Origin of the sequence: Brucella sp. MAB-22, from assembly GCF_025908475.1 — a bacterium.
Classification (GTDB): Bacteria; Pseudomonadota; Alphaproteobacteria; order Rhizobiales; family Rhizobiaceae; genus Brucella; species Brucella anthropi.
In genome coordinates this window covers 684040-707799 of record NZ_CP109781.1, presented here as the reverse complement: position 1 = coordinate 707799, position 23760 = coordinate 684040, and the positions used below count along the sequence as shown (strand labels likewise).

Below are 23760 nucleotides of genomic sequence, written 5' to 3'. Positions count from 1 at the left end.
GAAAGCGGTCCGGTTCCTGAAATCGTTTATATCTTCAAGTCCTTAGCGCCGGTGTCAATGTGCGGAGCCCAGAAAGCCACACTTTCCGCAATCTGCGGAATGACTTCACGGTCGTTCGGCTCGCGTTCCTTGAACGACAGTTCGAGGCAGATTTCATTGTCCACCGCGCCGCCTTCGGCAAAGGCTTTCAGAAGCGGTTCCGGCTGGATGCGCCCCTTGGCATTGAACGCGGCGGTGAAAGGACGATGCCCGCCCTTGTCCATAAGGCTCTGCTTGATGTGAATGATCGGCGAGACTTTCGGCACGGCGCGTGCCCAGGCGTATGGATCGAAATCGTCCGGATTGGCGGATGTCACATCGCCATGGTCGATATCGGCCATCATCCACATCGGAATAGCCATGTCGGCGGCGGTCAGGCGATCCTGAAGCTTCATGCATTCGGCAATCGTCTCGCCAAATTCACGCCCGATGCTCATCGGTTCCCAGAACACATAGTCGAGACCGGCACGGCTCGCATGTTCGGCGACTTCCGCCCAGCAATCGATGGCGATCTTGATCAGGTCTTCGCGGCGCGCAGCGTCATCGAAATCCTTATAGGGGAAGATCGCAAACTGCGTGCCGACCGACTTGCCGCCAAGATCGCCGATAATGTCGGCAAAGGTCTTGAACCAGTCGATATAATAACGACGTACTTCTGCATCCGGATGGCCGAAATGGTTGAGGCGGCCATAGGGGCCGGTCATACCCGAAGTGACGCGGACACCGGTGCGCTGCAAGGCCTTGTCCATATCGCGCGTCAGGCGGCGAATGGTTGAAGCCTGCCAGCTTGGATTGATGAATTCGTGGGTGAGCTGGAGGTCACGCAGGCGCAGATCGCGTGCAACTGTTTCGATCAGATCATCCGGCTCGGCAAAGCGGTTCACAAGTGGATTGGTGTTCAGAGAAAGCGTAAGGGCCATAGTGTCCTCAAGAGACCATTCTAGCGTTGTCGAACCATTCCACGAAAGCGGCACGTTCGGCTTCGGTCAGGTGCAGATAGTGCTTGGTGCGGCGATAGAGAATGTCTTCCGCCGTCTTCGCCCATTCCCTGGCCACCAGATAGCGCACTTCCGCCTCATGGAAATTGCCGCCGAAATGACGGCCAAGCCCTTCGAGGTTCTGTGCGCCTGCAACAACGTCTTTCGTGCGCGCTCCGTAGAGACGACCATAGTGCTGGACAAGCGTGCGCGGCATCCACGGATAGGTGTCGCGCAAGCTATTGGCGAAAGTTTCATAATCGGCATTGGCGATTTCGCCGCCCGGAAGCGGTGCGCCATGAGTCCAGTCGCCGCCCATCTTCGGGAAGATGTGCTTGAGGCGATGCATGCCGCGCTCCGCCAGCTCGCGGAAGGTGGTGATCTTGCCGCCAAAGACGTTGAGCAGCGGCGCATCATTGGTTTCATCGAGGTCGAAGACGTAATCGCGGGTGACGGCGGAAGGGTTGCCCTTGCCGTCGTCGAACAGCGGACGCACACCGGAGAAGGAATGCAGCACGTCTTCGCGCCTCAGCTTTTCCTTGAAATAGCGGTTCACTGCAGTCAGCAGATATTCGATTTCCTTCTCATCTGCTGCAACATCTTCGGCACGGCCTTCATAGGCGATGTCGGTGGTGCCGATCAGCGCCTTGTCGCCCTCGTAAGGATTGATAAAGATAACACGCTTGTCGTGGTTCTGGACGAGATAGGCATTTGCGCCCGACCAGAATTTCGGAACGATGATGTGGCTGCCCTTGACGAGACGCACATTGCGCGACGAGTTGGAGCCGGCAACATTGTGGATGACATCCGTGACCCATGGTCCGGCGCAGTTGATGATGCAGCGCGCGCGGAATGTGCGGGTTTCGCCCGTGTCTCGGTTCTTCGTTTCCACGATCCAGCCGCCTTTTTCGCGGCGTGCGGAGACGACAGGCGTGCGGGTCAGAATGGTCGCGCCTTTTTCAGCAGCGCCAACCGCATTCAATGCAACGAGACGGGCATCATCGACCCAGCAGTCGGAGTATTCGAAGCCCTTGGTATATTGGTCGAGGATCGGCGTGCCTTCCGGATCGCGCCGCAGGTCGAGCGTGCGTGTGCCGGGAAGCTTCTTGCGACCGCCGAGGTGGTCATAGAGAAACAAGCCAAGCCGCACCAGCCAGGCGGGGCGGTCCTGCGGGCTGTGCGGCAGAACGAAACGCATTGGCCAGATGATATGGGGAGCGGCGTTCAACAGCACTTCGCGCTCGATCAGCGCTTCGCGCACAAGGCGGAACTCATAATATTCGAGATAACGCAAACCACCATGTACCAGCTTGCCGGAGCGTGACGAAGTTCCTTGCGCCAGATCGTCTTTTTCCGCCAGCACCACCTTGAGGCCGCGCCCGGCGGCGTCACGGGCCACGCCCGCGCCGTTGATGCCACCACCGATTACAAAGAGATCGCAGGTTTCCGGTTCAGCCATTTCATGCTCCTTCGGATGCAATTGCATCCCATAGTCTATATGTGCCGGAAGGGAGGTCCGGCCTTATTCGTTTTGTTCACCGCATTTCCGAACGCAAAACCGCTTCACGCTTTTGCTGGAAATGCTCTATCGGAAGCCAACTTGTCCCAGACGGGCGTCAGTGCCAGCCGGGCTTCCTGATAGGCAACGAAGAGTTCTTCATAGTGCTTTGCGCGCGGACCATCCGGGGCCTCGCAAGGGCCAAGCAGCGGCTCGACCCATTCCGCAATACATGCATCCATGCTTGGATAAGCGCCAATGGCCACCGCGGCCATCATGGCAGCACCTGCGGCTCCCGCCTCTTCACGCGAGGAAACGCGCACGGGCGCATTTACCGCTGCGGCAAGGGTGCTGCGCAATGCTTTTGAACGCGCTGCACCGCCGGTGATACGCAATTCTGCGGGCATTTCACCCATGGCCGTGTAGCAATCGCGCGTCGCCATTCCGAGGCCCTCGACAACCGAGCGCACCATTTCCGGGAAACGGTCGCGGCTGGAAAGACCGACGAAACCGGCCCGGGCATAGGCATTGACGAAGGGACCGCGTTCGCCCGCTTCCGAAATATACGGATGATAGAGGATTGCACCCGGACGGCTGGCATTAAACCAGTCATCAAGGCGGGGAATGAGGTCACTGAGCGAAACAGGCTTGTCTGGCGTCGACATGAGGTCGGCAGCAACCTGCAATATCCAGTCGATGTTGATCGTCGCCCCCATATTGGTCTGCACCTGGGTGACGATGCCGGGAATGGGCAGCGCGATGACGTAACCGGTGCCTTCCTTGTTCAGGTGGATATCGGCAACCGGCTTGGCGCGCATATGGACGCCTGTCGAACCGATGGTCGAGCACCCGGCGCCTGCTGTACCGCCGCGCACGCCCGCACCAAGTGCTGTCATGGCCATATCGACATAGGCGAGACTCACCGGCGTCCCTGCCCGCAAACCCGTTGCAGCTGCCGCTTCGGGGGATAGCGGATGCTGCACTTCGGTGCCGTCGATGATTTCCGGCAGCAATCCACGCCGTTTCGTCAGTCCGAGTGCGTCGATGACGACATCGTCATACTGGCGATTGCGGAAATTGCCGAAGGTGAAGCTTGCTTCCGAAGGGTCGGTGGCGCGAACGCCGGTGAGATTGAGATAGAGCCAGTCCTTGCAGTGGAGCGCGACTTCGGCATTGTCCAGCAGCTCGGGCGCGATGCTGTCCATATGCGCCATCTGCGAGCCTTGCTGGCAGGTGTTCAGCCCGGTGCCGGTCGCTTCAAAGCGCGCACGGTTCATGGGGCCAGCGGCGAGGCGCGTCACCGTCGTTGCCGCGCGGGCATCGAGCCACAGCCAGGCATCGCCGACCGGCTGGTTGTCGCGGCCGACAAGCCAGGTTCCGTCACCCTGACCGGTAACGGCGATTGCCGCAGTGCGTTCGGCAAGGCCGGGCATCTTCGCGCCGAGGTCGCGCAATGCTCGCGCGCAGTCCTGCCACGTCTGGGAAAGCGATTGTGTGACAGCGCCATGTTCGCCGGTATCGTATTTGTTGCGAACGGCAGCAGATTCGATCTGGCGTCCGCTAAGGTCGAAAGCGACTGCCTTGAGCACAGACGTGCCTGCGTCGATCCCGATGATGATGTCACCTTTCTCACGCATGGCGGCTATGTGCTTTCATTGACATTTGGATTCCTCCCGCGACTGAAAATACGTCGCTCGCAGCCCTGTTTATAATGAAATCGGGCGATGGCGTATGCTGGAGATAACATAACGCTATCACGTTGTCTGTAAAATTTTCTAGAAGGAGCATTTTTTTTCACCAAAGAGTGAATGCAGGGGAAATCTCCGCGCCTTCGAGTGCGGTTTTCCCACTGTTTTCCATCGATGGCTTAATGTTTCTTTGGTTTTGAGTGTATTTAATTCATTGAAAATAAAAGAAAATATAGAAATTTGCGAGTATCTCTATGGCTGACTTTGCGAGAAAAGACGGCGCTGTGAATAGTGCGATTGATAACGAATTATGTAGTGGATTTCTCTAGATCGTGATCGAGATTCGGCGCGAAATTGTGCTATTTCACCGGTGTTTCGAAAACATCCGATTGACAGCTTTCGAGCTTTATAACATCATTATTGGAGTTAATAACACGCCGCTATCATAGGTTTTGATTGCGGCGCATCTGTTTCCAGGATGCACGGAGGAGCGGGGCCCTGGAATTCATGTGGAGGCTATCATGATCTCGTCTGTCGCGTCCTGCACCGCTTTGGCGGAGGCTTTTGCCTATCCGGTAAGCGTGATGACAATGGTCGAGGGTAATCTCCGGGCGGTCTAATTCAGCCGCATCATCCGTTTCCATAACGACAATACGGCAGAATTGCTGAAGGCGTTTGATAATGAGTGCACAAACCAGTCAAGTTTCACAAAAACCCGCCAAGCTGAGCCGCGCCGTCGTCTGGAGCGTGATCGCTGCGATCGTGGTTGTCGGTGCGATTGCCTTCGACACGAAGGTCGTGAAGATCGGGTCTGATTCCGATGTGCGCCAGCAGGCTTTCTCCCCCGATGCCTACGGTGCTTCCGAATTCCCCAAGGTGAAGGCGAGCGTTGAGCAGCGCGCCGTGGATGCAGTGGAAGTTGGAACGGCTCTCGCCGCCGACAAGGCCGCCGCCGGAAAGAAATATGGCGTCGGCGACGTCAATCCGGTTGTCCCGGTCAAGTTTACAGGCACCGTTGAGGAGCGCAAGTCCAACTACAATGTCGTGAAGGTCGACGGCCTGCCGGAAGGCGTTGCCATCCGCGTTCAGACCGGCCCTGCCGTCAACGGCACCGATCTGCGCGATGCAACCGGCGAAATCCAGTTCGGCCAGTTCAAGAACCAGATCGAATATCAAAATGCCGGTTCTGCGCTGAACAACGAGATGAAGAAGCAGGTGCTTTCCGGCGTCGATGTCGAGAATCTCGTCGGCAAAACCGTGACGGTTGTGGGCGTGTTCAAGGTCGTCAATCCGAAGAACTGGCTCGTCACGCCCGTGGGGCTCGAAGTGAAATGAGCACCGCTTCGAAAATCGAAGGCAAAAACGGTGATGTCGTTCTTGCCGCAAACAACGTTGCCAAATCCTATGGTCGCATTCATGCCCTGAAGGGCGTGAATTTCGAGATTCGCCGTGGTCAGGTCACGACGCTTTTCGGCGAAAACGGCGCTGGCAAATCGACGTTGATGAAAGTGCTTTCGGGCGTCATCCAGCCGACTTCGGGCACGATCATTCTCGATGGCGAACCTGTGACGTTCAATTCGTCCACCGAAGCGCGCGACCTCGGCATCTCGATCATCCATCAGGAATTGAGCCTCGCGCCCAACATGAACGTGCGCGACAACATCTTCATGGGGCGCGAAATCCGCACCGCCACCGGCGTTGATTTTGCCGAGGAAGAACGCCTGACGCGCGCGCTTCTGAAGGAACTGGAAGAAGATATCGACCCGCTGACGCCGGTCGAGGAACTTCGTCTCGGCCAGCAGCAGGTCGTTGAAATCGCCCGCGCCCTTTCGGTCAATTCGCGCATTCTCATCATGGATGAGCCGACTTCGGCGCTCAGCGCCTCGGAAGTGGAAGTCCTGTTCAAGGTCATTCGCGACCTGACGGCGCGCGGTGTCGCCATCGTCTACATTTCGCATCATCTGGAAGAAGCGTTGCAGATCACCAATCATGCGGTGGTGCTGCGCGACGGAACCATGACGGCCTATGCGCCGCGTGAGGAAATTGATCTGGAATGGATCGTGCGCAACATGGTCGGCGAGAACTTCGATCTCGGCTCGCCTCCAACCGGATATGACTGGGGCGATGTGGCGCTCTCTGTTGAGAACCTGACCGTTCCCGACCCGGGTGGCGCGGGCTTCTCGCTGGTCGACCGCATGTCGCTCAATGTGCGCGCAGGTGAAATCGTCTGCATTTATGGTCTTATGGGCGCCGGTCGCACGGAACTTCTGGAAACCGTTGCCGGTCGTCTCAAGGCAAGCGGCGGACGCGTTCTCCTCAAAGGGCAGGACGTTTCCGGCCTCACCATCGCACAACGTATCGAGAAGGGCCTTGTGCTGGTGCCGGAAGATCGCCAGCGCGACGGTCTCGTCCAGACGATGACGGTCGGCAAGAATCTGTCGCTCGCCAGCATCACCGAAATGACCAAGAGTCTGTTCACATCGCGCAAGCGCGAAAAGCAGATTGTCGATCAGTCGATCAAGAATGTGCATATCAAGACGGATGGCGGCGAAGCGGCAATCGGTTCGCTTTCCGGTGGCAACCAGCAGAAGGTCGTGATCGGCAAGATGCTGGCGACCGAACCGGAAGTCATCCTGCTCGATGAGCCGAGCCGCGGCATCGACATCGGGGCGAAGGCGGAAGTGTTCAAGCTTCTGGCTGAAAAGGCGAAGCAGGGTCTGGCCGTCGTCTACACGACGTCGGAAGTCGGCGAATGCCTCAGCATCGCTCATCGTATCATCGTCATGCACCGTGGACGCATCTCTGCCGAATTCGGATCGGACGTGTCCAAGGAGAAGATCATGGCCGCCTCGGGCGAAGCCATGGTCGGTCACTAAAGCATAATCCCGAAAAGTTGCAGACTTTTCGGACAAGATTATGCGTTAAAACAAAAGGATAGAGCATAAGACCCGACAAGGTCGGGTTGTTAAATGCTCTGGTTATGGAGCACTGATAGAATGTCAGTCACGAGCACCAACAAAGAAACAGCGGCTCCGAACGGCGCGAAGCGGAAACCCGGCATCGTGCATCTGCTGCTCGAAGGTCGTGCATTTTTTGCACTGATCGCGATCATCGCAGTATTCTCGTTCCTTTCGCCTTATTATTTCTCGGTCGATAACTTCCTCATCATGTCGTCGCACGTGGCCATTTTCGGCCTGCTTGCCATCGGCATGCTGCTCGTCATCCTCAATGGCGGTATCGATCTTTCCGTCGGTTCCACATTGGGGCTCGCCGGTGTGGTCGCCGGTTTCCTCATGCAGGGCGTGACGCTGCAGGAATTCGGCATCATTCTCTATTTCCCGGTTTGGGCCGTGGTTCTCATCACCTGTGCGCTCGGTGCGTTCGTCGGTGCGGTCAATGGCGTGCTCATCGCCTATCTGCGTGTTCCGGCGTTCGTTGCGACGCTCGGCGTTCTTTATTGCGCCCGCGGCGTGGCGCTTCTGATGACCAATGGCCTGACCTACAACAATCTCGGCGGACGTCCTGAGCTTGGTAATACAGGCTTTGACTGGCTCGGTTTCAACAAGCTATTCGGCGTGCCGATCGGCGTTCTGGTTCTGGCGGTTCTCGCCATCATCTGCGCCATCGTTCTCAACCGCACTGCATTTGGCCGCTGGCTCTATGCGTCGGGTGGCAACGAACGTGCGGCTGAACTGTCCGGCGTTCCGGTCAAGCGCGTCAAGGTGTCGGTCTATGTCATTTCCGGCATCTGCGCTGCCATTGCAGGTCTGGTTCTTTCTTCGCAGCTTACGTCGGCTGGTCCGACGGCAGGCACCACCTACGAACTGACGGCAATCGCTGCCGTGGTTATCGGTGGCGCTGCGCTCACTGGGGGGCGCGGTACTATCCAGGGCACACTTCTCGGCGCTTTCGTGATCGGTTTCCTTTCCGACGGCCTCGTGATTATCGGCGTGTCCTCCTACTGGCAGACCGTCTTTACCGGCGCGGTAATCGTGCTCGCGGTTCTGCTCAACAGCATTCAATACTCCCGGCGATGATCGATAGCGGCTCTGTCCACCGTTCCGGACGGAGCCGCGAAAATAACCGGGCGTATCGAAAGACTTCCAAAAGGGCACAGGAACTCGAAAACGGCCTGATGGAAATGAGTACCGCCGGGGAACCGGCATAACGCAAACGAAAAATGTTAAGGGAGTGAGACCATGTTCAAGAAGGGAATGCGCGTTCTGTTCGCCGCTGCGGCAGCGTTGCCTCTCATCGCCAGCACGGCCTGGGCGGAAGGACTGATGACGATCATCGTCAACGATCCATCCAACCCGTACTGGTACACCGAAGGTGAAATCGCCAAGAAGACCGCTGAAGGTCTCGGCTACAAGGCTGTTGTCGGCGGCCACAAGGGCGACACCAACACCGAAAGCAACCTGATCGACACGGCTATCACCAACAAGTCGGTTGCCATCATTCTCGATCCGGCCAATGCGGACGGTTCGGTCGGCGCGGTCAAGCGTGCAATCGCCGCCAACATCCCGGTTTTCCTCGTCAATGCGGAAATCAACCAGGAAGGTTTGGCCAAGGCACAGCTCGTTTCCAACAACGCACAGGGTGCCGCTCTCGGTGCGACCCAGTGGGTCGAAAGCGTTGGCGACAAGGGCAAGTATGTAGAGCTGTTCGGTTCGCCATCGGACAACAACGCCGCAACGCGCTCGAACGGCTATGAAACCGTTCTGTCGCAGTATCCGGATCTGGTGAAGGCCGGTCAGGACGTCGCCAACTGGGACCGTACCCAGGGTCACGACAAGATGCAGGCTCTGCTTCAGGCCAATCCGGACATCATCGGCGTTATCTCCGGTAATGACGAAATGGCTCTGGGCGCAATTGCTGCTCTGAAGAAGGCCGGCAAGCTGGATCAGGTGAAGGTTGGTGGTTTCGACGGTTCGCCGGATGCGGTTGCAGCCATCAAGGCGGGTGAACTGCAGTACACCGTTCTGCAGCCGGTTGCCGTGTTCTCGGAAGCTGCGGTCAAGCAGGCCGACAACTTCATCAAGACCGGCAAGACTGGTGTGGATCATGAAAAGCAGCTCTTCGACTGCATCCTGATCACCAAGGACAATGTCGACAAGTACACCTCGCCGTTCGTTCTCGAACAGTAAGGTTTGAAAAGACGCATCCCGACAGCAGAAAGCTTTCGGGATGCGCATTCTGGAAGTCCCTCTCCGCAAGAAAGTCCCATGCAACCACTCGCTGGATTTTGGGGCTGAAGACCGCGCAATATGAAGCCTATCAGGCGATTTCGAGGCTTTCGAAACGCGCAAGCAAGGGGACAAGTGACAGGCATGGCAGTGAGCAACAAAGCAAGCATTGACAAGCTGATGACGAATGGCCTCACAACGGGGCAAGTGCCGAACGACAGCCGGCATGCGCGTCAGCTCGTCCGGCGCCAGCAGATTGCGGAAACTGTAATGGCTGAAGGCTCGATGCGTATCGAGGACCTCACCGAACGGTTCGGCATCAGCCTGATGACAGCGCATCGCGACGTCGATGAACTGGTAAGCCGTGGCCTGTTTCGCAAGTCGCGCGGCATCGTGTCGGCTGCGCCCACAAGCCTGATCGAGGCAAGCGATCTTTATCGCGTTACCCGCCAGTCGGAAGAAAAGAAACTGATCGCCGAAGCTGCAATGCAGTTCGTTGAACCGGGACAGGCCATTTTCTTCGACGATTCCACCACTGTTCTGCAAATGGTGCCGCATCTTCCGGGCAAGGGACCGCTCACCGTCATCACCAATTCGCTGATCCTGATGAACGAGGTGCGTGACATCAAGGATGTGACGCTGCTTGGCCTTGGCGGTCAGCTCTATAACTGGTGCAACGCATTCGTCGGCGGCATGACGATCCACGAAATTCGTCGTCTTCGCGCCGATGTGGCTTTCATTTCGATTGCAGCGATCACCGACGACCTTCTGTTCCATCAGTCGCCGGAAATGGTGGAAACCAAGCGTGCCATGCTGGACTGCGCCGCCAAGCGCATTCTTCTGGCCGATCACACAAAATTCGAGCGCCGCGCTTTGCACAATTTCGGGGCACTCAGCGACTTCGATGTCGTCATCGTGGATGAAGATACGCCTTTCGCGCATATCGAGCGCATGGAGGCGCAAGGCATCAACGTGGTGGTTGCCCGCGCCGGAACAGGCGGCAAGCAAGAATAGCCCGCGCATATTTATCAGGAATACGATACATGCCTTCTCTGCTCGGAATCGACAGCGGACTGACCGTCACCAAAGCCGTATTGTTCGATATTGACGGAACCACCCTTGCCGTTGCGCGCCGTCGCGTGGCGCAATCCTTTCCGCGCGCCCGCCATGTCGAACGCGACATGGATGAATTCTGGAATGCAACAGCGGATGCGATTGCCGAAGCTATAGCCAAAAGCGGGCGGCCTGCTTCGGACATTCTGGCCATCGCCACCACAGCGCATGGTGATGGCATCTACATGCTCGACAAGGACCGCCGTCCGCTTGGCGCAGGCATATTGTCTCTCGACAGCCGCGCCGTCGATGTTGCGGAGTGTTGGGTCAATAGTCCCGTTGCAGAACAGGCCATAACCATCACCGGCCAGCTTCCCCATGCATCGGCACCATCGGCTATTCTGGCATGGGTGAAGGAAAATGAGCCGGAACGCTATCGCCGCATCGCGCATGTGATTGCCTGCAAGGACTGGCTGCGCTTTTGCCTGACCGGCGATGTGGGAACGGATCGCACTGAAGCCTCGACCTCCTTCACCGATGTCAACACGCAGGAATATTCGAAAGAAGCGCTTGCCCTTTTCGGGCTGGATGCGCTTTGGGATGCGCTGCCACCCATGTCGCGTTCCGATGAAATTGTGGGTAGCGTCTCGGGCGCATGCGCGGAACGCACCGGCCTCGTTGCCGGAACACCGGTTGTCGGTGGCTTGCACGATGTCACCGCTTCAGCGCTTGGCGTCGGCGGGCTTGGCATCGGGACCGTTGCCGTGGTTGCCGGAACCTATTCCATCAACGAAACGCTGTCTTCCGAACCGCGTGTCAATAAAAGCTGGTTCTGCCGCAATGGCATTGCGCCGGGCGAATGGAACAATATGTCGATCTCGCCCGCATCGACGGCCAATTACGACTGGTTCCTCGATAAGCTCTGCCCGGCAGAACGGCGCGAGGCAGAGGAAACAGGACGTTCCATCCACGACATGCTGCGCCCGGAAATCGATGCGGCATTGGCAAAGCCTTCGACGGCAATGTTCCATCCCTACCTCTTCGGTTCGCCCTATGGAGCGATGGCGAGCGGTGCGTTTTTCGGTCTGCGTGGCTGGCAGGATCGGGGCGACATGCTGCGCGCGATCTGGGAAGGCATTGCCTTCAATCATCGTATCCATGTCGATCACCTGAAAGACGGGTTTGCAATCTCCGCCGCGCGCCTCACTGGCGGCGTTTCGCGCAGCCCGGCTTTCGCGCATATGTTCGCCAATGTTCTCGGCATGCCCGTTACCGTCACGGATACGGACGAGGCCGCTGCCTGGGGTGCCGCCCTTTGCGCTGGCAAGGGCGCAGGTGTCTTTGCCAATGTCTACAGCGACCCGCGCGATCTCGACGCCATAGGCCGCACCTATGAGCCGGATGCAGCCCGAAGCGCGCTTTATGAAAAGCGCTATCAGCTTTTCAAGGAGATCGCATCGGCGCTTGGGCCGGTCTGGCCGAAGATCGAAGCGCTCACGGATTGAAATAAACGGCGTGTCCCGCGCCTCAGCGACGTAAAGACAGTAAGATGAATGACTTCGCAGGCAATGCCGAAATGAAAAGCCGCATCGGACAACTCGAGACCGAGGGCGTGGATGTGCTCATCCTTGGCGCGGGGGTTAACGGAGCAGGCCTTTATCGCGATCTTTGCGAGCAGGGCGTTAGCTGTCTCATTGTCGACAAGGCGGATTTTGGTTCAGGCACAAGTGCTGCGCCGTCGCGGCTTATCCATGGTGGTCTCAAATATCTGGAAACCGGCGAGTTCGGGCTTGTGGCCCAGTCCACGCTCGAGCGCAACCTGCTTCTGAAGAATGCGCCGCATAATGTCGAGCCGCTGCCGACTTTCATACCTGTCTTCTCATGGACAAAGGGTATTACGGCGGCGCTGCGCACCCTGTTCGGCTCGACGACCGCGCCGCGCAGCCGTGGCGCCGTGCTGATCAAGATCGGTCTGGCACTTTACGATTATTTTGGTGCGCGCGAGCGCGTCATGCCACGTCACCGTTTTCTGTTGAAGGAGACGGCGACGAAGGAAATGCCCTATATCACGCCCGCAATCGTGGCGGGCGGCATCTATCATGATGCGAAGGTCAGCCAGCCGGAACGTCTGGTCTATGAACTCGTCAGCGACGGGCTGCGCGCCAATCCGAAAAGCGCTGCCGCCAATTTCACGACGCTGGTTTCCGCCGAGAACGGCCTTATCGGCTTTGAAGGGCCGGATGGCGTAAAATTCGCGGTGAGGCCGAAGCTGGTCATCAACGCGGCTGGCCCGTGGATCGACCGGGTCAATGCTGCACTCGGCAAGCCGACCAAGATGATCGGTGGCACCAAGGGTTCGCATATTCTTGTCGATCACCCCGAACTGGTGAAGAGCCTCAACGGACGAATGATCTATTTCGAGGCGGATGACGGGCGCATCTGTCTCGTCTACGACTATCACGGTCTGGCGCTGGTAGGTTCCACCGATATTCCATCGGACGATCCGGACAATGTGCGTTGCGACGATCATGAAACCGACTATTTCATCGACAGCCTGCGTTCGCTGCTGCCGAAGCTCAAATTCGACCGCAGCCAGATTGTCTACACTTATAGCGGCATTCGTCCACTTCCGGCTTCCAATGCTTCCGAACCGGGTTTGATCAGTCGCGATCATTCGGCGCCCATCATCGAGCCGGATAACGAACGGCCATTCGCAGTCATTTCGCTGGTCGGCGGCAAGTGGACCACATTCCGCGGCTTTGCCGAGGAAGTGGCCGACAAGGTTCTGGGCCGGTTCGACAAGACGCGGCAGGTTTCAACGCGCAACCTCCCTATAGGCGGTGGCAGGGACTATCCGTCCGATGATCGCGCCCGCAAAGCTTGGGTGACGAAATATGCCACCGAAACAAAGTTGTCCGCCGCACGGGTTGAGACCCTGTTGAAGCGCTATGGCAGCACGGCCTTGCCGATCCTCCGCGAGGAGGCAGGGGCAACGGTTGCAATGCTGCCGGAAACCGACACGGTCAGCGCGACGGAAATCGCATGGATCGCACGCAACGAGCTTGTCGTGCATCTGGCGGACGTCGTTTTGCGGCGCACCACACTTGCAATCGACGGGGCGCTGACGACCGGCAATCTCGCTGCAATCGCCGATGTTCTGGCGCGGGAGCTTGGCTGGGACGATGCGCGCAAGGCGCAGGAAATCGAAGCGGTCAACACAGAACTTACGAAACGACATAACGTGATTTTGCAGCGGAACCCGGCCAAAAGGCGCTGAACAGTCCGTGAAGTTGATCTATGTTGCGTTGTGAACAGGAAAGGAAACGCCTCATGGATATCAAGCGAAACGGAACCGATCCTTCGGGAAAAGGTCCAGCCGACTGGTTTACGGGCAATGTCCGTATCGATCCGCTGTTTTCTCCCAATAATGCCCGGCGTGCTGCGGCTGCGACCGTAACCTTTGAGCCCGGCGCCCGCACTGCCTGGCACACGCATCCGCTTGGCCAGACCCTGATCGTGACCGCCGGGCTTGGCCTCGTGCAACGCGAAGGCGGACCGATTGAAGAAATCCGGCCCGGCGATGTGGTCTGGTTTGAGCCGGGCGAGAAACACTGGCACGGGGCATCCGCGAGCAATGCCATGACTCATATAGCCATTCAGGAACAGCTCGACGGCAAAGTCGTTGACTGGATGGAGCATGTCAGCGACGTGCAATATGGCGGTGGGAAATAAATTTCGCCCCGGTTTTGCGCAGCTTTCAGAAATCGGCCCGATCGATCAATGGTCAAAGGTTGCGCAAAACGCAAAGATGATTGCGCATATTGCGAACAGGCGTTTCCTGTTTCCCCTATCATGTTGTTCTCAATAAAAACAAAGGGGAGAAGATAATGAAACGCCTATTTCTTTTGCTTGCAGCAAGCGTCGCCAGCCTTGCCAGCGTGCAGGCGCATGCCGCTGAAGGCGCAAACTGCAAGGCACCCAAATTCTCCGATGTCGGCTGGACCGACATTACTGCAACGACGGCGCTCGCTTCTCTGCTGCTTGAAAAAGCCGGATACGAGCCGCAGACAACCATCCTTTCCGTGCCGGTCACCTTCCAGTCGCTGGAAAATGGACAGATCGATATTTTCCTCGGCAACTGGATGCCGCTTCAGGAAGAAGCGCGCAAACCCTATCTTGAAGGCAAGAAGATCGAGCAGGCTGGCGTCAATCTCGAAGGCGCAAAGATCGGTCTTGCTGCGACGGGCAAGGACCTTGGCATCAAGAATTATGCCGATATCGCAAAATTCAAGGACCAGCTTGGCGGCAAGATTTACGGCATCGAGGCTGGCAGCAGCGCAAACGCCACGATCCAATCGATGGTCGAGCAGGACAAATTCGGCCTGAAGGATTTCCAGCTCGCGGAATCGAGCGAGCAGGCCATGCTCTCGCAGGTTCAAAATGCGGTGCGCAAGGATGAGCCCGTTGTGTTCTTTGCCTGGACGCCGCATCCAATGAACATTCGCTACAAGCTCACCTATCTGGAAAATGGTGAAAACCTGTTCGGACCGGATGATGGCGCGGCAACCGTCGAAACACTGACCCGCAAGGGCTATGCAACCGACTGCCCCAACGTCTCGCGCTTTGTGTCGAACCTGAAGTTCAACACGGATATGGAAAGCACGATGATGAACATGATCCTGAACGATGGCATGGAAGCCAAGGATGCCGTCACGAAATGGATCAAGGAGAACCCGGCGCAGCTTGATGCGTGGCTTGACGGCGTGACCACTTTCGACGGCAAACCAGCACTTGCTGAGGTGAAGTCGGGGCTGGGCCTTTAAGTAAGGGTGCCTTTACTGCCGCAGCTTGCTCGGCGACTGACCGAAATGCCGTTTGAAGGCGCGTGACAGTGAACTGATCGACGAAAAGCCGGTCTGTTCCGCTGTGTCCGCCATGGAAAGATGCGTATCGAGGATCAGCCGCCGGGCTGCTTTCAGCCGAAGCGACAGGTAGTAATTGCCCGGTGACTGCCCGATTACATTGGCGAACAGCAATTCAAGGCTGCGTGTGGAAAGCCCAAGTCTTCGGGCGATGCTCGACACGGGGATCGGGCGGTCGATATGGGTTTCCATGATTTTTATGGCATCTGCCAAGCGTGGTTCGCGGTTGAGCAAACGGCCAAGAGAGACCAGCGGCTGTGCGTCGGAAGCCTGTTTCACCTCATCGTAAATATAGAGGCTCGCCACATCCAGCGCGATGGAATAGCCGTGGCGGGCGCGAATGAGCGCCAGCATCATGTCGAGCGCCGGTGCAGCGCCTCCGGTTGTCAGAAAAGCTCCATCCCGCACCCAACGATCCGATTGCATTTCGACTTCCGGGAAGCGCTGTGAGAATGCTTCCATGTCTTCCCAGTGCGTCGTTGCCTTGCGTCCATTGAGCAATCCCGCCTTTGCCAGCACCCATGATCCGGCTTCCACACCCACGACGAGTTTCGATTGCTTGGCCGCCTGGCGCAGCATGGCGAGAAGCTTCGGCGTCGCATGTTCCAGCGCATGAAAGGCGCTGACGATAATGAGAATGTCCTGCGCGCCGACCTCGAAACGGCCATTAGCCGCAACTTTGAGGCCACTGGATGTGACGGGATCGCTGCCATCCGGTGACACCACCCGCCAGCGATAAAGTGAGCGGCCCGTCACGCGGTTGGCGCCGCGCATTGGGTCCAGCGTTGCGGCCAGCGACATCAGCGAACAATCCGGCAGGACCAGCAGGGTAACGCTCAGTTCTTCGTCGGAGGGTTCAAAGATCATGCGTTTCGCTCTTCGCCAAATAGATTTCGTAAAATGATAATCCCGGCATTTCGCGACCTGTCAAGCTCGGCGAAAATTGAGGGAAACGATCATGCCTTTAAAGCCCGCCCGCGAAATATTCATCACTGCTGCCGTCACCGGTGCCGGAGCCACCACGCACCGCTCAAACAAGGTGCCGATCACGCCGCGCCAGATTGCGGATGCGGCCATTGAAAGTGCGGAAGCAGGTGCCGCCGTTGCGCATATTCATGTGCGCGATCCGGAAACGGGTGAACCATCGCGCAAGCTGGAGCTTTTCCGCGAGGTTGTGGACCACATCCGGGCGTCCGGTGTCGATATCGTGCTGAACCTGACTGCAGGCGTTGGCGGTGATCTGGTCTTTGGGTCGCCAGAAGCTCCACTGCCACCCGATGCCGCCAAGACCGATATGGCGGGCGCGACGGAACGGCTTGCTCATGTCGCTGAACTCTTGCCGGAAATCTGCACGCTGGATTGCGGCACGATGAATTTCGGCGAAGGCGATTACGTGATGACCAACACGCCTGCCATGCTCAGGGAAATGGCCGGACAGATACAACGGCTTGGCGTGCGTCCGGAGATCGAGATTTTCGACACCGGCCATCTGCCGCTCGCCCAATGGCTGCAACAGCAGGGCCTGCTTGATGACCCGGTTCTGGTGCAACTGTGCATGGGTATTCCTTGGGGCGCGCCGGACGATCTGGCGACGTTGGTTTCCATCGTCCACAACCTGCCGGACAACTGGATTTTCTCGGCGTTTTCCATTGGCCGCAATCAGTTGCCTTATGCGGCCCTTGCCGTGCTGGCGGGTGGCAATATCCGTGTGGGTCTCGAAGACAATATCTGGCTCGACAAGGGCGTTCTGGCGTCGAATGGCGATCTGGTCGAACGGGCCAAAGCCATCGCCGTTAATATGGGAACGAAAGTTCTGACGCCTGCTGAAGTCCGCGAAAAACTCAAGCTTACAAAGCGCTGGTGATATCCATGAACAGCCATCCTCCCAAGATTGCCTGCATCGGCAGCGGTGTCATCGGCAGCGGCTGGGCCGCACGCTTTCTGCTGAACGGTTTCGACGTTGCCGTTTACGATCCGTCGCCCGATGCAAAGGCGACGACCGAACACATTCTCGATAATGCACGCAAGGCGCTGGCGGCGTTGACTACCGTGCGCCTTCCGCAGGAGGGGCAACTGTCCTTTTCCGCTTCGCTGGCAGAGGCGGTTGCGGACGCGGCGCTTATACAGGAAAGCGTTCCCGAACGCCTTGACCTTAAACTTGCCGTGCTCGCGGAGATTGAAGCCGCTGGTGCAAACGATGCGCTGATCGCGTCGTCCACTTCCGGCTTTCTTCCAAGCAAGTTGCAGGCTGGGTTGCGGCATCCGGAGCGCCTCTTGATCGCGCATCCCTATAATCCCGTTTACCTGTTGCCGCTGGTGGAACTCGTGCCGGGAGGCAAGACTTCCGTATCGACAATTGAAAGTGCGTCCGCTCTCTACCGCCAGACCGGAATGGAGCCGGTCGTGCTCGAAAAAGAGATTGACGCTTTTGTTGGCGACAGGCTTCTGGAAGCGCTGTGGCGAGAGGCCTTGTGGCTCGTGCGCGACGGCATCGCCACGGTCGAGCAGATTGACGACATCATCCGCTATTCGTTCGGCCTTCGCTGGGCACAGATGGGGCTGTTCCAGACCTATCGCATTGCCGGCGGTCCGGCAGGTATGCGACACTTCCTCGCCCAGTTCGGGCCTGCGCTACAATGGCCATGGACGAAGCTGACAGATGTGCCCGATCTTGATGGCAGCCTGATCAGCCGCATCGCGGATCAGTCGGACGAGCAGAATGAAGGGCTTTCAATCCACGATCTGGAACGGATTCGTGACGAAAATCTGGTTGCGATCATTCGCGCTCTCGCGCATCAGCAAAACGGCAAGGGTTGGGGTGCGGGCGCGCTTCTCAATGCCTATACCGCACGGCTCGATGGGGCGGGCTCTTCCAAGGCAGGTTCCGGCCCGTTGCGTCTTCTGGATGCGCGCGTGATCCCGGAGTGGATCGACTATAACGGGCATATGACCGAGCATCGTTATCTCGATGTATTCGGCCAGACGACGGACAGGTTTCTGGCACATATCGGTGTGGACGAAGCCTATCTGAAATCCGGTCACAGCTACTACACGGTCGAAACCCATATCATGCATCGCGGCGAGGCCAAGATAGGCGATGCGCTACATGTGGAAACGCAGTTGCTCTCCTTTGACGAGAAGCGCGCGCATGTCTTTCACAGTCTGAGGCGGGGCGATACGGAAATCGCCAGCGCCGAGCAGATGCTGCTGCATGTCGATAGCACAGCGGGCAAGGCGGTCGCTGCGAAGGCCGGAATTCTGGCCGCATTGGAGGCGCTTTCTCATGCACACCGTGAGATGCCGACACCGATCGCCGTCGGGCGGCATGTTGGAAGACGGGGCTGAACGACGTCTATAATTTTCAGTGAAATCAAGGTGCTGATCCAAGATTGGCGCTTTGGCTTTTGTCGTGCTTGACATTTAATCAATCGATTGATTAAATCATGATATGAGCAAAGCGAAACATACAAGGCAAGAGCCTCCGTCACCTTCGGTCGATCAGACGCGAGCGGCGCTGATCCACGCGGCCTTGCAACTATTTGGCTCGAAGGGTTTCGATGCCACATCGACGCGTGAGATCGCCGGTCTGGCCAAGGCGAATATCGGTTCCATCGCGTATCATTTCGGCGGCAAGGAAGGGCTGCGACTGGCGGCGGCAGACTATATTGTCGAAACGATACAAGGCATAGCCGGGCAGGCGCTTGGACATCACGGTGTGATCAGTGCACCTGCCGAAACGAAGGAAACGGCCCGCCAGCAGCTCGGTCTGGCGCTGGAGCGGATGACGCATTTCATCGTCGCGCAACCACAGTCCGGCGAGATCGTTCAGTTTCTCTTGCGCGAACTGGCGCATCCGACCGCAGCACTCGATCGCATCTATTCCGGTGTTTTCGAGCCGACGCACAAAAGGCTTTGCGCCATCTGGGAAGTCGCGACGGGCGAACCTGCCGAGAGCGAGGCCACACGGCTTCTCATCTTCACCCTGCTTGGGCAGATCGTTTATTTCCGCATTGGCCGGGAAGCTGTGAAACGGCGCATGGGCTGGTCCACGATGGGCGCGGAAGAGGCGGCGGCTGTCGCGGCAATCGCACGCCAGAATTTGATGGCCATTCTCGCAGCGAAGGACGCCATCAAAGACGGCGAGGTGAAAGCATGAGTATTCTCTGTATTGTTCCTTTCGCCTCTTATCTTTTCGCCGCATGCAGCGCGCAGCCCCTTGCTGTTGGTTACGTTGAGGGGGAATTCGTGCAGCTTGCGCCGCTGGAAGTGGCGCAGGTTCAGTCCGTTGCCGTCAGGCGTGGGGATCATGTCGAGCCGGGCAAGCCCATAGCAATGACGGAGGACGCGGACGCAAAGATTGCCGTCGCGCAGGCCGAGGCAGCATTGGCGCAGGCACGCGCGCAACTGGCGGATTTGCAGGTTGGCAAGCGTCCCGATGAAATTGCAGTTCTGGAAGCGGCGGTCAGGACGGCCAAAGCACAGGCAGACGATGCCCAGCGAACGCTTTTGCGCACGCAAGACCTGACGAAACGCGGAGTGATGACACAGGCGCAGCTTGACGACGCGGCCACCAAGGTTGAAGTGGCTGAGGCCTCGATCAATCAGGCCACAGCCAATCTGGCGGTCGGTCGCTTGCCCGCGCGCTCGGAAGAGATCAAGGCGGCGGAAAATGCCGTCAAGAGTGCCGAAGCGCAGCTTGATTCCGCGCGCTGGCATCTGACAAAACGAACGATTGAAGCGCCCGCTCCGGGCCGGATCACCGATGTCATCCGCAATCCAGGCGATATTGCCGGTCCGTCTGCGCCGGTGCTGACCATGCTGCCCGATGGTGCGATCAAGCTGAAGGTCTACATACCGGAAGACAAGTTCTCGGCCGTGCGGGTGGGCGATACGTTGTCTGTGCGCTGCGATGGTTGCGCGCCCGGCCTGCAAGCCCGTGTGAGCTATGTTTCGCCCGATCCGGAATTCACGCCGCCCGTCATCTACTCGCTCGAAACGCGCCAGAAGCTTGTCTATCTTGTCGAGGCGCATCCTGTCGATCCCGCATCGCCTTTGCAGCCCGGCCAGATCGTGGATGTCGATCTGGCTGCCCGATAGGCGGAGGCGGCAATGGCGAACGCTATCGATGTCAAAGGTCTCGTCAAGCGGTTCGGTGACGCTACGGTCGTTGATCATGTGAGCATGTCGGTGGCCGAAGGTGAGATTGTCGGCTTTCTGGGGCCGAACGGTTCGGGCAAGACGACCACCATCCGCATAATGTGCGGGCTGCTGACGCCCGACGAGGGTGAAGGCAAGGTGCTTGGTTTCGATCTTCGTACCGAAGGGCTGAAGATCAAGCGTGAAGTCGGCTACATGACGCAGCGCTTTTCATTCTATGAAGACCTGACAATTGCCGAGAACCTTGAATTCGTTGCGCGTCTCTACCGGTTGAAGCCAGTGAAGGAGCATGTGGCACGGACACTTGAGGAACTGGGCCTGACATCACGTGGAGACCAGCTGGCGGGCACGCTTTCCGGCGGCTGGAAACAGCGGCTGGCACTGGCAGCCTGTATCATGCACAAGCCAAAGCTTCTGCTGCTGGATGAACCAACTGCCGGGGTTGATCCGAAGGCGCGGCGCGACTTCTGGGACGAGATACATCGTCTCGCCGATGGCGGGCTGACTGTGCTCGTTTCGACCCATTACATGGATGAAGCCGAACGCTGCCACCGCATCAGCTATATTTCCTACGGCAAGCTATTGGCGACGGGAACCGTCCGGGACGTTATCGATAAGGCAGGGCTGACAACCTTCATCGTCAACGGTCCGAGGCTCGGCGAAGTGGCGCGCGAACTGGAGGGCGAACCGGGTGTCGAGCAGGTTGCACCTTTTGGTGCGACGCTCCATGTCGTGGGGTCCGACAGGGTGAAGCTTGAGGCGGCTCTGGAAAAGATCAGGCATCGTGAAGGAATTACCGTCGAGGCTGGTGAAACCAGCCTAGAGGATGTGTTCATCCAGTTCATGGCCAATGCGCAGGACAATATGTCGAAGGGCAGAAATTCCGGGAGCAGCAAACAATGAATGGCTGGTTCTCGTTCGAGCGTCTTGGCGCAATGCTGGTGAAGGAATTCATCCAGATGCGGCGTGACCGCATTACCTTCGCCATGATGCTGGTCGTCCCGCTGATGCAGTTGCTGCTTTTCGGCTTTGCCATCAACAATGATCCGAAGAGCCTGCCGAGCGCATTGGTTGTGACCAGTCAGGATCATTATACACGCGCCATGATTTCCGCTCTGGAAACCACGGGCTATTACCGTTTCGACCATGTCGTGCAAAGTGCGGCAGAAGCCGAGGCGTTGATTGCCGATGGCACGGTTTCCTTCGTGGTGACAATCCCGTCGGATTTCGCAAGGCGTGTCGATGCCGGCGAACAGCCGCAAATTCTGATCGAGGCCGACGCGACCGATCCGTCAGTGGCAAGCGGTGCCATTTCCACGCTTGGAACCGTCGCAGGTCAGGCGCTCCTGCGTGAACAGGGCAAGCAGGCCGAAGCCGCAGAAGCCGCGCGAAGCCAGCTACAGGTCGTCGTGCATCGGCGTTACAACCCGGAAGGCGTGTCGCAATATAATATAGTTCCCGGTCTGCTGGGTGTCATTCTGCAAATGACGATGGTGATGATGACGGCCATGGCACTGACCCGTGAGACCGAACGCGGCACGATGGAAAACCTGCTTGCCATGCCCGCCACACCTGCCGAAATCATGCTGGGCAAGGTTCTGCCATTTCTGGTCGTCGGCGGCGTGCAGGTTGTGGTCGTGCTGGTCGCGGCAAAGCTTCTGTTCGGCGTACCCTTTGTGGGATCGCTGGCACTTCTCCTGACCTGCGTGCTGATCTTCGTCCTGTCGCTGGTCCTGCTCGGCTACACGATCTCGACGGCATCGCGCACACAGATGCAGGCCATGCAGCTTACCTTCTTTTTCTTTCTGCCATCGCTGATGCTGTCTGGCTTCATGTTCCCGTTTCGGGGTATGCCCGATTGGGCGCAGGCGTTGGGCGAAATTTTTCCGCTGACGCATTTTCTGCGGATCGTCCGCGCAGTCATGCTTAAGGGCGCCCACCTTTCCGACATTGCCGGAGAGGTGAACGCCCTCATATTTTTCGTGTTCCTGTTTGCGTCGCTGGCGCTTTTGCGCTTCAGGAGAACGTTGGATTAGCAGGCCGATGGCGCCAGCGCTGTTTTCGGGCGGCGGGACAGTGTGAACAACAGTCCTGCCGCTGCCAGAAGACCGCCTGCGACGGGAATGGCTGCATAGCCATAGCCTGCGCTGATGACGCCGCCGCCAAGGGCCGCGCCCACCGCATTGCCGAGGTTGAACGCACCGATATTGATCGACGATGCCAGCCCCGGTGCTTCCGATGCAGCCTGCATCACGCGGGTCTGAACTGGAGGAACGATTGCGAAGGCCGCCGCACCCCAGGCGAGCAGGCCGATTGCTGCGCCGATATGGCTTCCCAGCAGGAACGGCAGTGCCAGACTGATGATGGCAAGTGCTGCAAGAAATATCCGTGTCGCGCCATTGAGCGACCAGTCAGCGAGGCGTCCGCCGAGCGCGTTGCCGATAGTGAAGCCCACGCCGATAAGAATGAGCGCCAGCGTCACGAAGCCTTCCGAAGCGCCGGTAAGGTCGGTCAGTACAGGTGCTACATAGGTGTAGAGCGTGAACATGGCGCCAGCACCCATGACGGTTGTTGCGAGCGACATCAGCACGGTCGGGCGCATCAGGACGCCAAGCTCGCGCCGGATGTCGGGCATCTTGCCTGCCTCGCCGCGCGGCAGTGAAAGCCAGAGCGCCGAGATGGCGAGCAGACCCAGAACAGCAGTACCGGCAAATGACATGCGCCAGCCGATCTGCTGGCCGATCCAGGTCGCAGCCGGGACGCCGCCGATATTGGCAATTGTCAGACCCATGAACATGGTGGCAACCGCGCTTGCCCGCTTTTCAGGAGGCACGACGCTGGCTGCAACAATGGAACCGAGGCCGAAAAATGCACCGTGATTGAGGCTTGTTACCAAGCGTGCTGCAAGCAGCGTCCAGTAGTCCGGTGCGAGAGCCGACAGGATGTTGCCAAGCGTGAAAATACCCATCAGCAGCATCAGGGCCGTGCGTTTGCCGAACCGCCCGAAGGCAAGCGTCATGATCGGTGCGCCGACCATCACGCCGATGGCATAGGCGCTGACCAGAAGCCCGGCTGTCGGGATGGAAACGTCAACGCCGTCGGCAATGACCGGCAGCAGACCCATAGGTGCAAATTCAGTGGTGCCAATACCGAAGGCACCAATTGCAAGCGCCAGAAGCGGCCAGTTGAAACCGGCCGTCTTCGTCGCGCTGTCGTGAGACGTCATCGTGCTCATCATAG

At 58.2% G+C, this 23760-nt stretch carries 20 protein-coding genes; 15 read left to right on the top strand and 5 right to left on the bottom strand.

Going from position 1 to position 23760, the window contains the following annotated elements; translation table 11 throughout:
• Window positions 1-26 precede the first annotated feature (26 nt).
• The 3 genes from OHI65_RS03245 to OHI65_RS03235 form a co-directional block, all read right to left on the bottom strand.
• Entirely contained in the window at window positions 27-959 is a 933-nt protein-coding gene (locus OHI65_RS03245; RefSeq protein WP_264358731.1) for a sugar phosphate isomerase/epimerase family protein, read from the bottom strand.
• Between the two features lie 7 nt (window positions 960-966).
• Window positions 967-2475, bottom strand: a complete 1509-nt coding sequence (locus tag OHI65_RS03240) for a glycerol-3-phosphate dehydrogenase (RefSeq protein ID WP_011982653.1) — start codon at window positions 2473-2475, stop codon at window positions 967-969.
• 104 nt (window positions 2476-2579) lie between these two features.
• On the bottom strand, window positions 2580-4151 hold the full coding sequence (locus OHI65_RS03235; RefSeq protein ID WP_011982654.1) for an FGGY-family carbohydrate kinase: 1572 nt from the start codon (window positions 4149-4151) through the stop codon (window positions 2580-2582).
• A 732-nt stretch (window positions 4152-4883) separates the two neighbouring features.
• Here OHI65_RS03235 and OHI65_RS03230 point away from each other — a divergent pair.
• The 9 genes from OHI65_RS03230 to choX all read left to right on the top strand — a co-directional run bounded on the left by OHI65_RS03230 (window position 4884) and on the right by choX (window position 15264).
• Complete coding sequence (locus OHI65_RS03230) at window positions 4884-5537, top strand: DUF2291 domain-containing protein (protein ID WP_011982655.1); 654 nt, start codon at window positions 4884-4886, stop codon at window positions 5535-5537.
• Complete coding sequence (locus OHI65_RS03225; protein WP_264358730.1) at window positions 5534-7078, top strand: sugar ABC transporter ATP-binding protein; 1545 nt, start codon at window positions 5534-5536, stop codon at window positions 7076-7078. Before OHI65_RS03230 ends, OHI65_RS03225 begins: the two co-directional genes overlap by 4 nt.
• Window positions 7079-7198: 120 nt before the next feature.
• Window positions 7199-8239 carry an ABC transporter permease gene (locus OHI65_RS03220; RefSeq protein WP_010660874.1) on the top strand — a complete coding sequence of 347 codons (1041 nt, stop codon included), beginning with the start codon at window positions 7199-7201 and terminating at the stop codon, window positions 8237-8239.
• Window positions 8240-8401: 162 nt separating this feature from the next.
• Window positions 8402-9349: a D-ribose ABC transporter substrate-binding protein gene (locus OHI65_RS03215; protein WP_010660875.1), complete on the top strand. Its 948-nt coding sequence runs from the start codon at window positions 8402-8404 to the stop codon at window positions 9347-9349.
• A 183-nt stretch (window positions 9350-9532) separates the two neighbouring features.
• On the top strand, window positions 9533-10402 hold the full coding sequence (locus OHI65_RS03210) for a DeoR/GlpR family DNA-binding transcription regulator (RefSeq protein ID WP_125300785.1): 870 nt from the start codon (window positions 9533-9535) through the stop codon (window positions 10400-10402).
• A gap of 29 nt (window positions 10403-10431) precedes the next feature.
• Entirely contained in the window at window positions 10432-11946 is a 1515-nt protein-coding gene (locus OHI65_RS03205; RefSeq protein ID WP_125300784.1) for an FGGY-family carbohydrate kinase, read from the top strand.
• Between the two features lie 44 nt (window positions 11947-11990).
• Window positions 11991-13718 (top strand): glycerol-3-phosphate dehydrogenase/oxidase, encoded by a 1728-nt coding sequence (locus tag OHI65_RS03200; protein WP_125300783.1) that lies wholly within the window; start codon window positions 11991-11993, stop codon window positions 13716-13718.
• A 53-nt stretch (window positions 13719-13771) separates the two neighbouring features.
• Window positions 13772-14173 (top strand): cupin domain-containing protein, encoded by a 402-nt coding sequence (locus OHI65_RS03195; RefSeq protein WP_011982660.1) that lies wholly within the window; start codon window positions 13772-13774, stop codon window positions 14171-14173.
• A gap of 155 nt (window positions 14174-14328) precedes the next feature.
• Entirely contained in the window at window positions 14329-15264 is a 936-nt protein-coding gene (gene choX, locus OHI65_RS03190) for a choline ABC transporter substrate-binding protein (RefSeq protein WP_010660880.1), read from the top strand.
• Window positions 15265-15276: 12 nt separating this feature from the next.
• Here choX and OHI65_RS03185 read toward each other — a convergent pair whose 3' ends face one another.
• Window positions 15277-16230, bottom strand: a complete 954-nt coding sequence (locus OHI65_RS03185; protein WP_125300782.1) for a GlxA family transcriptional regulator — start codon at window positions 16228-16230, stop codon at window positions 15277-15279.
• Window positions 16231-16321: 91 nt separating this feature from the next.
• Between OHI65_RS03185 and OHI65_RS03180 the strand changes: the two genes are divergently transcribed.
• The 6 genes from OHI65_RS03180 to OHI65_RS03155 all read left to right on the top strand — a co-directional run bounded on the left by OHI65_RS03180 (window position 16322) and on the right by OHI65_RS03155 (window position 22556).
• The gene (locus OHI65_RS03180; protein ID WP_010660882.1) at window positions 16322-17227 is read left to right on the top strand and encodes a 3-keto-5-aminohexanoate cleavage protein; all 906 of its coding nucleotides are present in this window, start codon (window positions 16322-16324) and stop codon (window positions 17225-17227) included.
• 5 nt (window positions 17228-17232) lie between these two features.
• Entirely contained in the window at window positions 17233-18708 is a 1476-nt protein-coding gene (locus tag OHI65_RS03175; RefSeq protein WP_125300781.1) for a carnitine 3-dehydrogenase, read from the top strand.
• A gap of 103 nt (window positions 18709-18811) precedes the next feature.
• A complete protein-coding gene (locus tag OHI65_RS03170) occupies window positions 18812-19519 on the top strand; it encodes a DUF1956 domain-containing protein (RefSeq protein ID WP_011982665.1) in 708 nt (235 codons plus the stop codon).
• The gene (locus OHI65_RS03165; protein ID WP_125300780.1) at window positions 19516-20460 is read left to right on the top strand and encodes an HlyD family secretion protein; all 945 of its coding nucleotides are present in this window, start codon (window positions 19516-19518) and stop codon (window positions 20458-20460) included. The genes OHI65_RS03170 and OHI65_RS03165 overlap by 4 nt, the downstream gene beginning before the upstream one ends.
• Before the next feature lie 12 nt (window positions 20461-20472).
• On the top strand, window positions 20473-21423 hold the full coding sequence (locus OHI65_RS03160; RefSeq protein WP_125300779.1) for an ATP-binding cassette domain-containing protein: 951 nt from the start codon (window positions 20473-20475) through the stop codon (window positions 21421-21423).
• The gene (locus OHI65_RS03155; protein WP_125300778.1) at window positions 21420-22556 is read left to right on the top strand and encodes an ABC transporter permease; all 1137 of its coding nucleotides are present in this window, start codon (window positions 21420-21422) and stop codon (window positions 22554-22556) included. Before OHI65_RS03160 ends, OHI65_RS03155 begins: the two co-directional genes overlap by 4 nt.
• Here OHI65_RS03155 and OHI65_RS03150 read toward each other — a convergent pair.
• Window positions 22553-23755, bottom strand: a complete 1203-nt coding sequence (locus OHI65_RS03150; protein WP_029928091.1) for an MFS transporter — start codon at window positions 23753-23755, stop codon at window positions 22553-22555. The two genes, OHI65_RS03155 and OHI65_RS03150, sit on opposite strands and share 4 nt — an antisense overlap.
• Window positions 23756-23760 lie beyond the last annotated feature (5 nt).

What these genes read in the sequence shown, in the direction of transcription:
- OHI65_RS03245 (WP_264358731.1), bottom strand. Translation starts at nt 959, where the DNA reads ATGGCCCTTACGCTTTCTCTGAACACCAATCCACTTGTGAACCGCTTT.
- OHI65_RS03240 (WP_011982653.1), bottom strand. Translation starts at nt 2,475, where the DNA reads ATGGCTGAACCGGAAACCTGCGATCTCTTTGTAATCGGTGGTGGCATC.
- OHI65_RS03235 (WP_011982654.1), bottom strand. Translation starts at nt 4,151, where the DNA reads ATGCGTGAGAAAGGTGACATCATCATCGGGATCGACGCAGGCACGTCT.
- OHI65_RS03230 (WP_011982655.1), top strand. Translation starts at nt 4,884, where the DNA reads ATGAGTGCACAAACCAGTCAAGTTTCACAAAAACCCGCCAAGCTGAGC.
- OHI65_RS03225 (WP_264358730.1), top strand. Translation starts at nt 5,534, where the DNA reads ATGAGCACCGCTTCGAAAATCGAAGGCAAAAACGGTGATGTCGTTCTT.
- OHI65_RS03220 (WP_010660874.1), top strand. Translation starts at nt 7,199, where the DNA reads ATGTCAGTCACGAGCACCAACAAAGAAACAGCGGCTCCGAACGGCGCG.
- OHI65_RS03215 (WP_010660875.1), top strand. Translation starts at nt 8,402, where the DNA reads ATGTTCAAGAAGGGAATGCGCGTTCTGTTCGCCGCTGCGGCAGCGTTG.
- OHI65_RS03210 (WP_125300785.1), top strand. Translation starts at nt 9,533, where the DNA reads ATGGCAGTGAGCAACAAAGCAAGCATTGACAAGCTGATGACGAATGGC.
- OHI65_RS03205 (WP_125300784.1), top strand. Translation starts at nt 10,432, where the DNA reads ATGCCTTCTCTGCTCGGAATCGACAGCGGACTGACCGTCACCAAAGCC.
- OHI65_RS03200 (WP_125300783.1), top strand. Translation starts at nt 11,991, where the DNA reads ATGAATGACTTCGCAGGCAATGCCGAAATGAAAAGCCGCATCGGACAA.
- OHI65_RS03195 (WP_011982660.1), top strand. Translation starts at nt 13,772, where the DNA reads ATGGATATCAAGCGAAACGGAACCGATCCTTCGGGAAAAGGTCCAGCC.
- choX (WP_010660880.1), top strand. Translation starts at nt 14,329, where the DNA reads ATGAAACGCCTATTTCTTTTGCTTGCAGCAAGCGTCGCCAGCCTTGCC.
- OHI65_RS03185 (WP_125300782.1), bottom strand. Translation starts at nt 16,230, where the DNA reads ATGATCTTTGAACCCTCCGACGAAGAACTGAGCGTTACCCTGCTGGTC.
- OHI65_RS03180 (WP_010660882.1), top strand. Translation starts at nt 16,322, where the DNA reads ATGCCTTTAAAGCCCGCCCGCGAAATATTCATCACTGCTGCCGTCACC.
- OHI65_RS03175 (WP_125300781.1), top strand. Translation starts at nt 17,233, where the DNA reads ATGAACAGCCATCCTCCCAAGATTGCCTGCATCGGCAGCGGTGTCATC.
- OHI65_RS03170 (WP_011982665.1), top strand. Translation starts at nt 18,812, where the DNA reads ATGAGCAAAGCGAAACATACAAGGCAAGAGCCTCCGTCACCTTCGGTC.
- OHI65_RS03165 (WP_125300780.1), top strand. Translation starts at nt 19,516, where the DNA reads ATGAGTATTCTCTGTATTGTTCCTTTCGCCTCTTATCTTTTCGCCGCA.
- OHI65_RS03160 (WP_125300779.1), top strand. Translation starts at nt 20,473, where the DNA reads ATGGCGAACGCTATCGATGTCAAAGGTCTCGTCAAGCGGTTCGGTGAC.
- OHI65_RS03155 (WP_125300778.1), top strand. Translation starts at nt 21,420, where the DNA reads ATGAATGGCTGGTTCTCGTTCGAGCGTCTTGGCGCAATGCTGGTGAAG.
- OHI65_RS03150 (WP_029928091.1), bottom strand. Translation starts at nt 23,755, where the DNA reads ATGAGCACGATGACGTCTCACGACAGCGCGACGAAGACGGCCGGTTTC.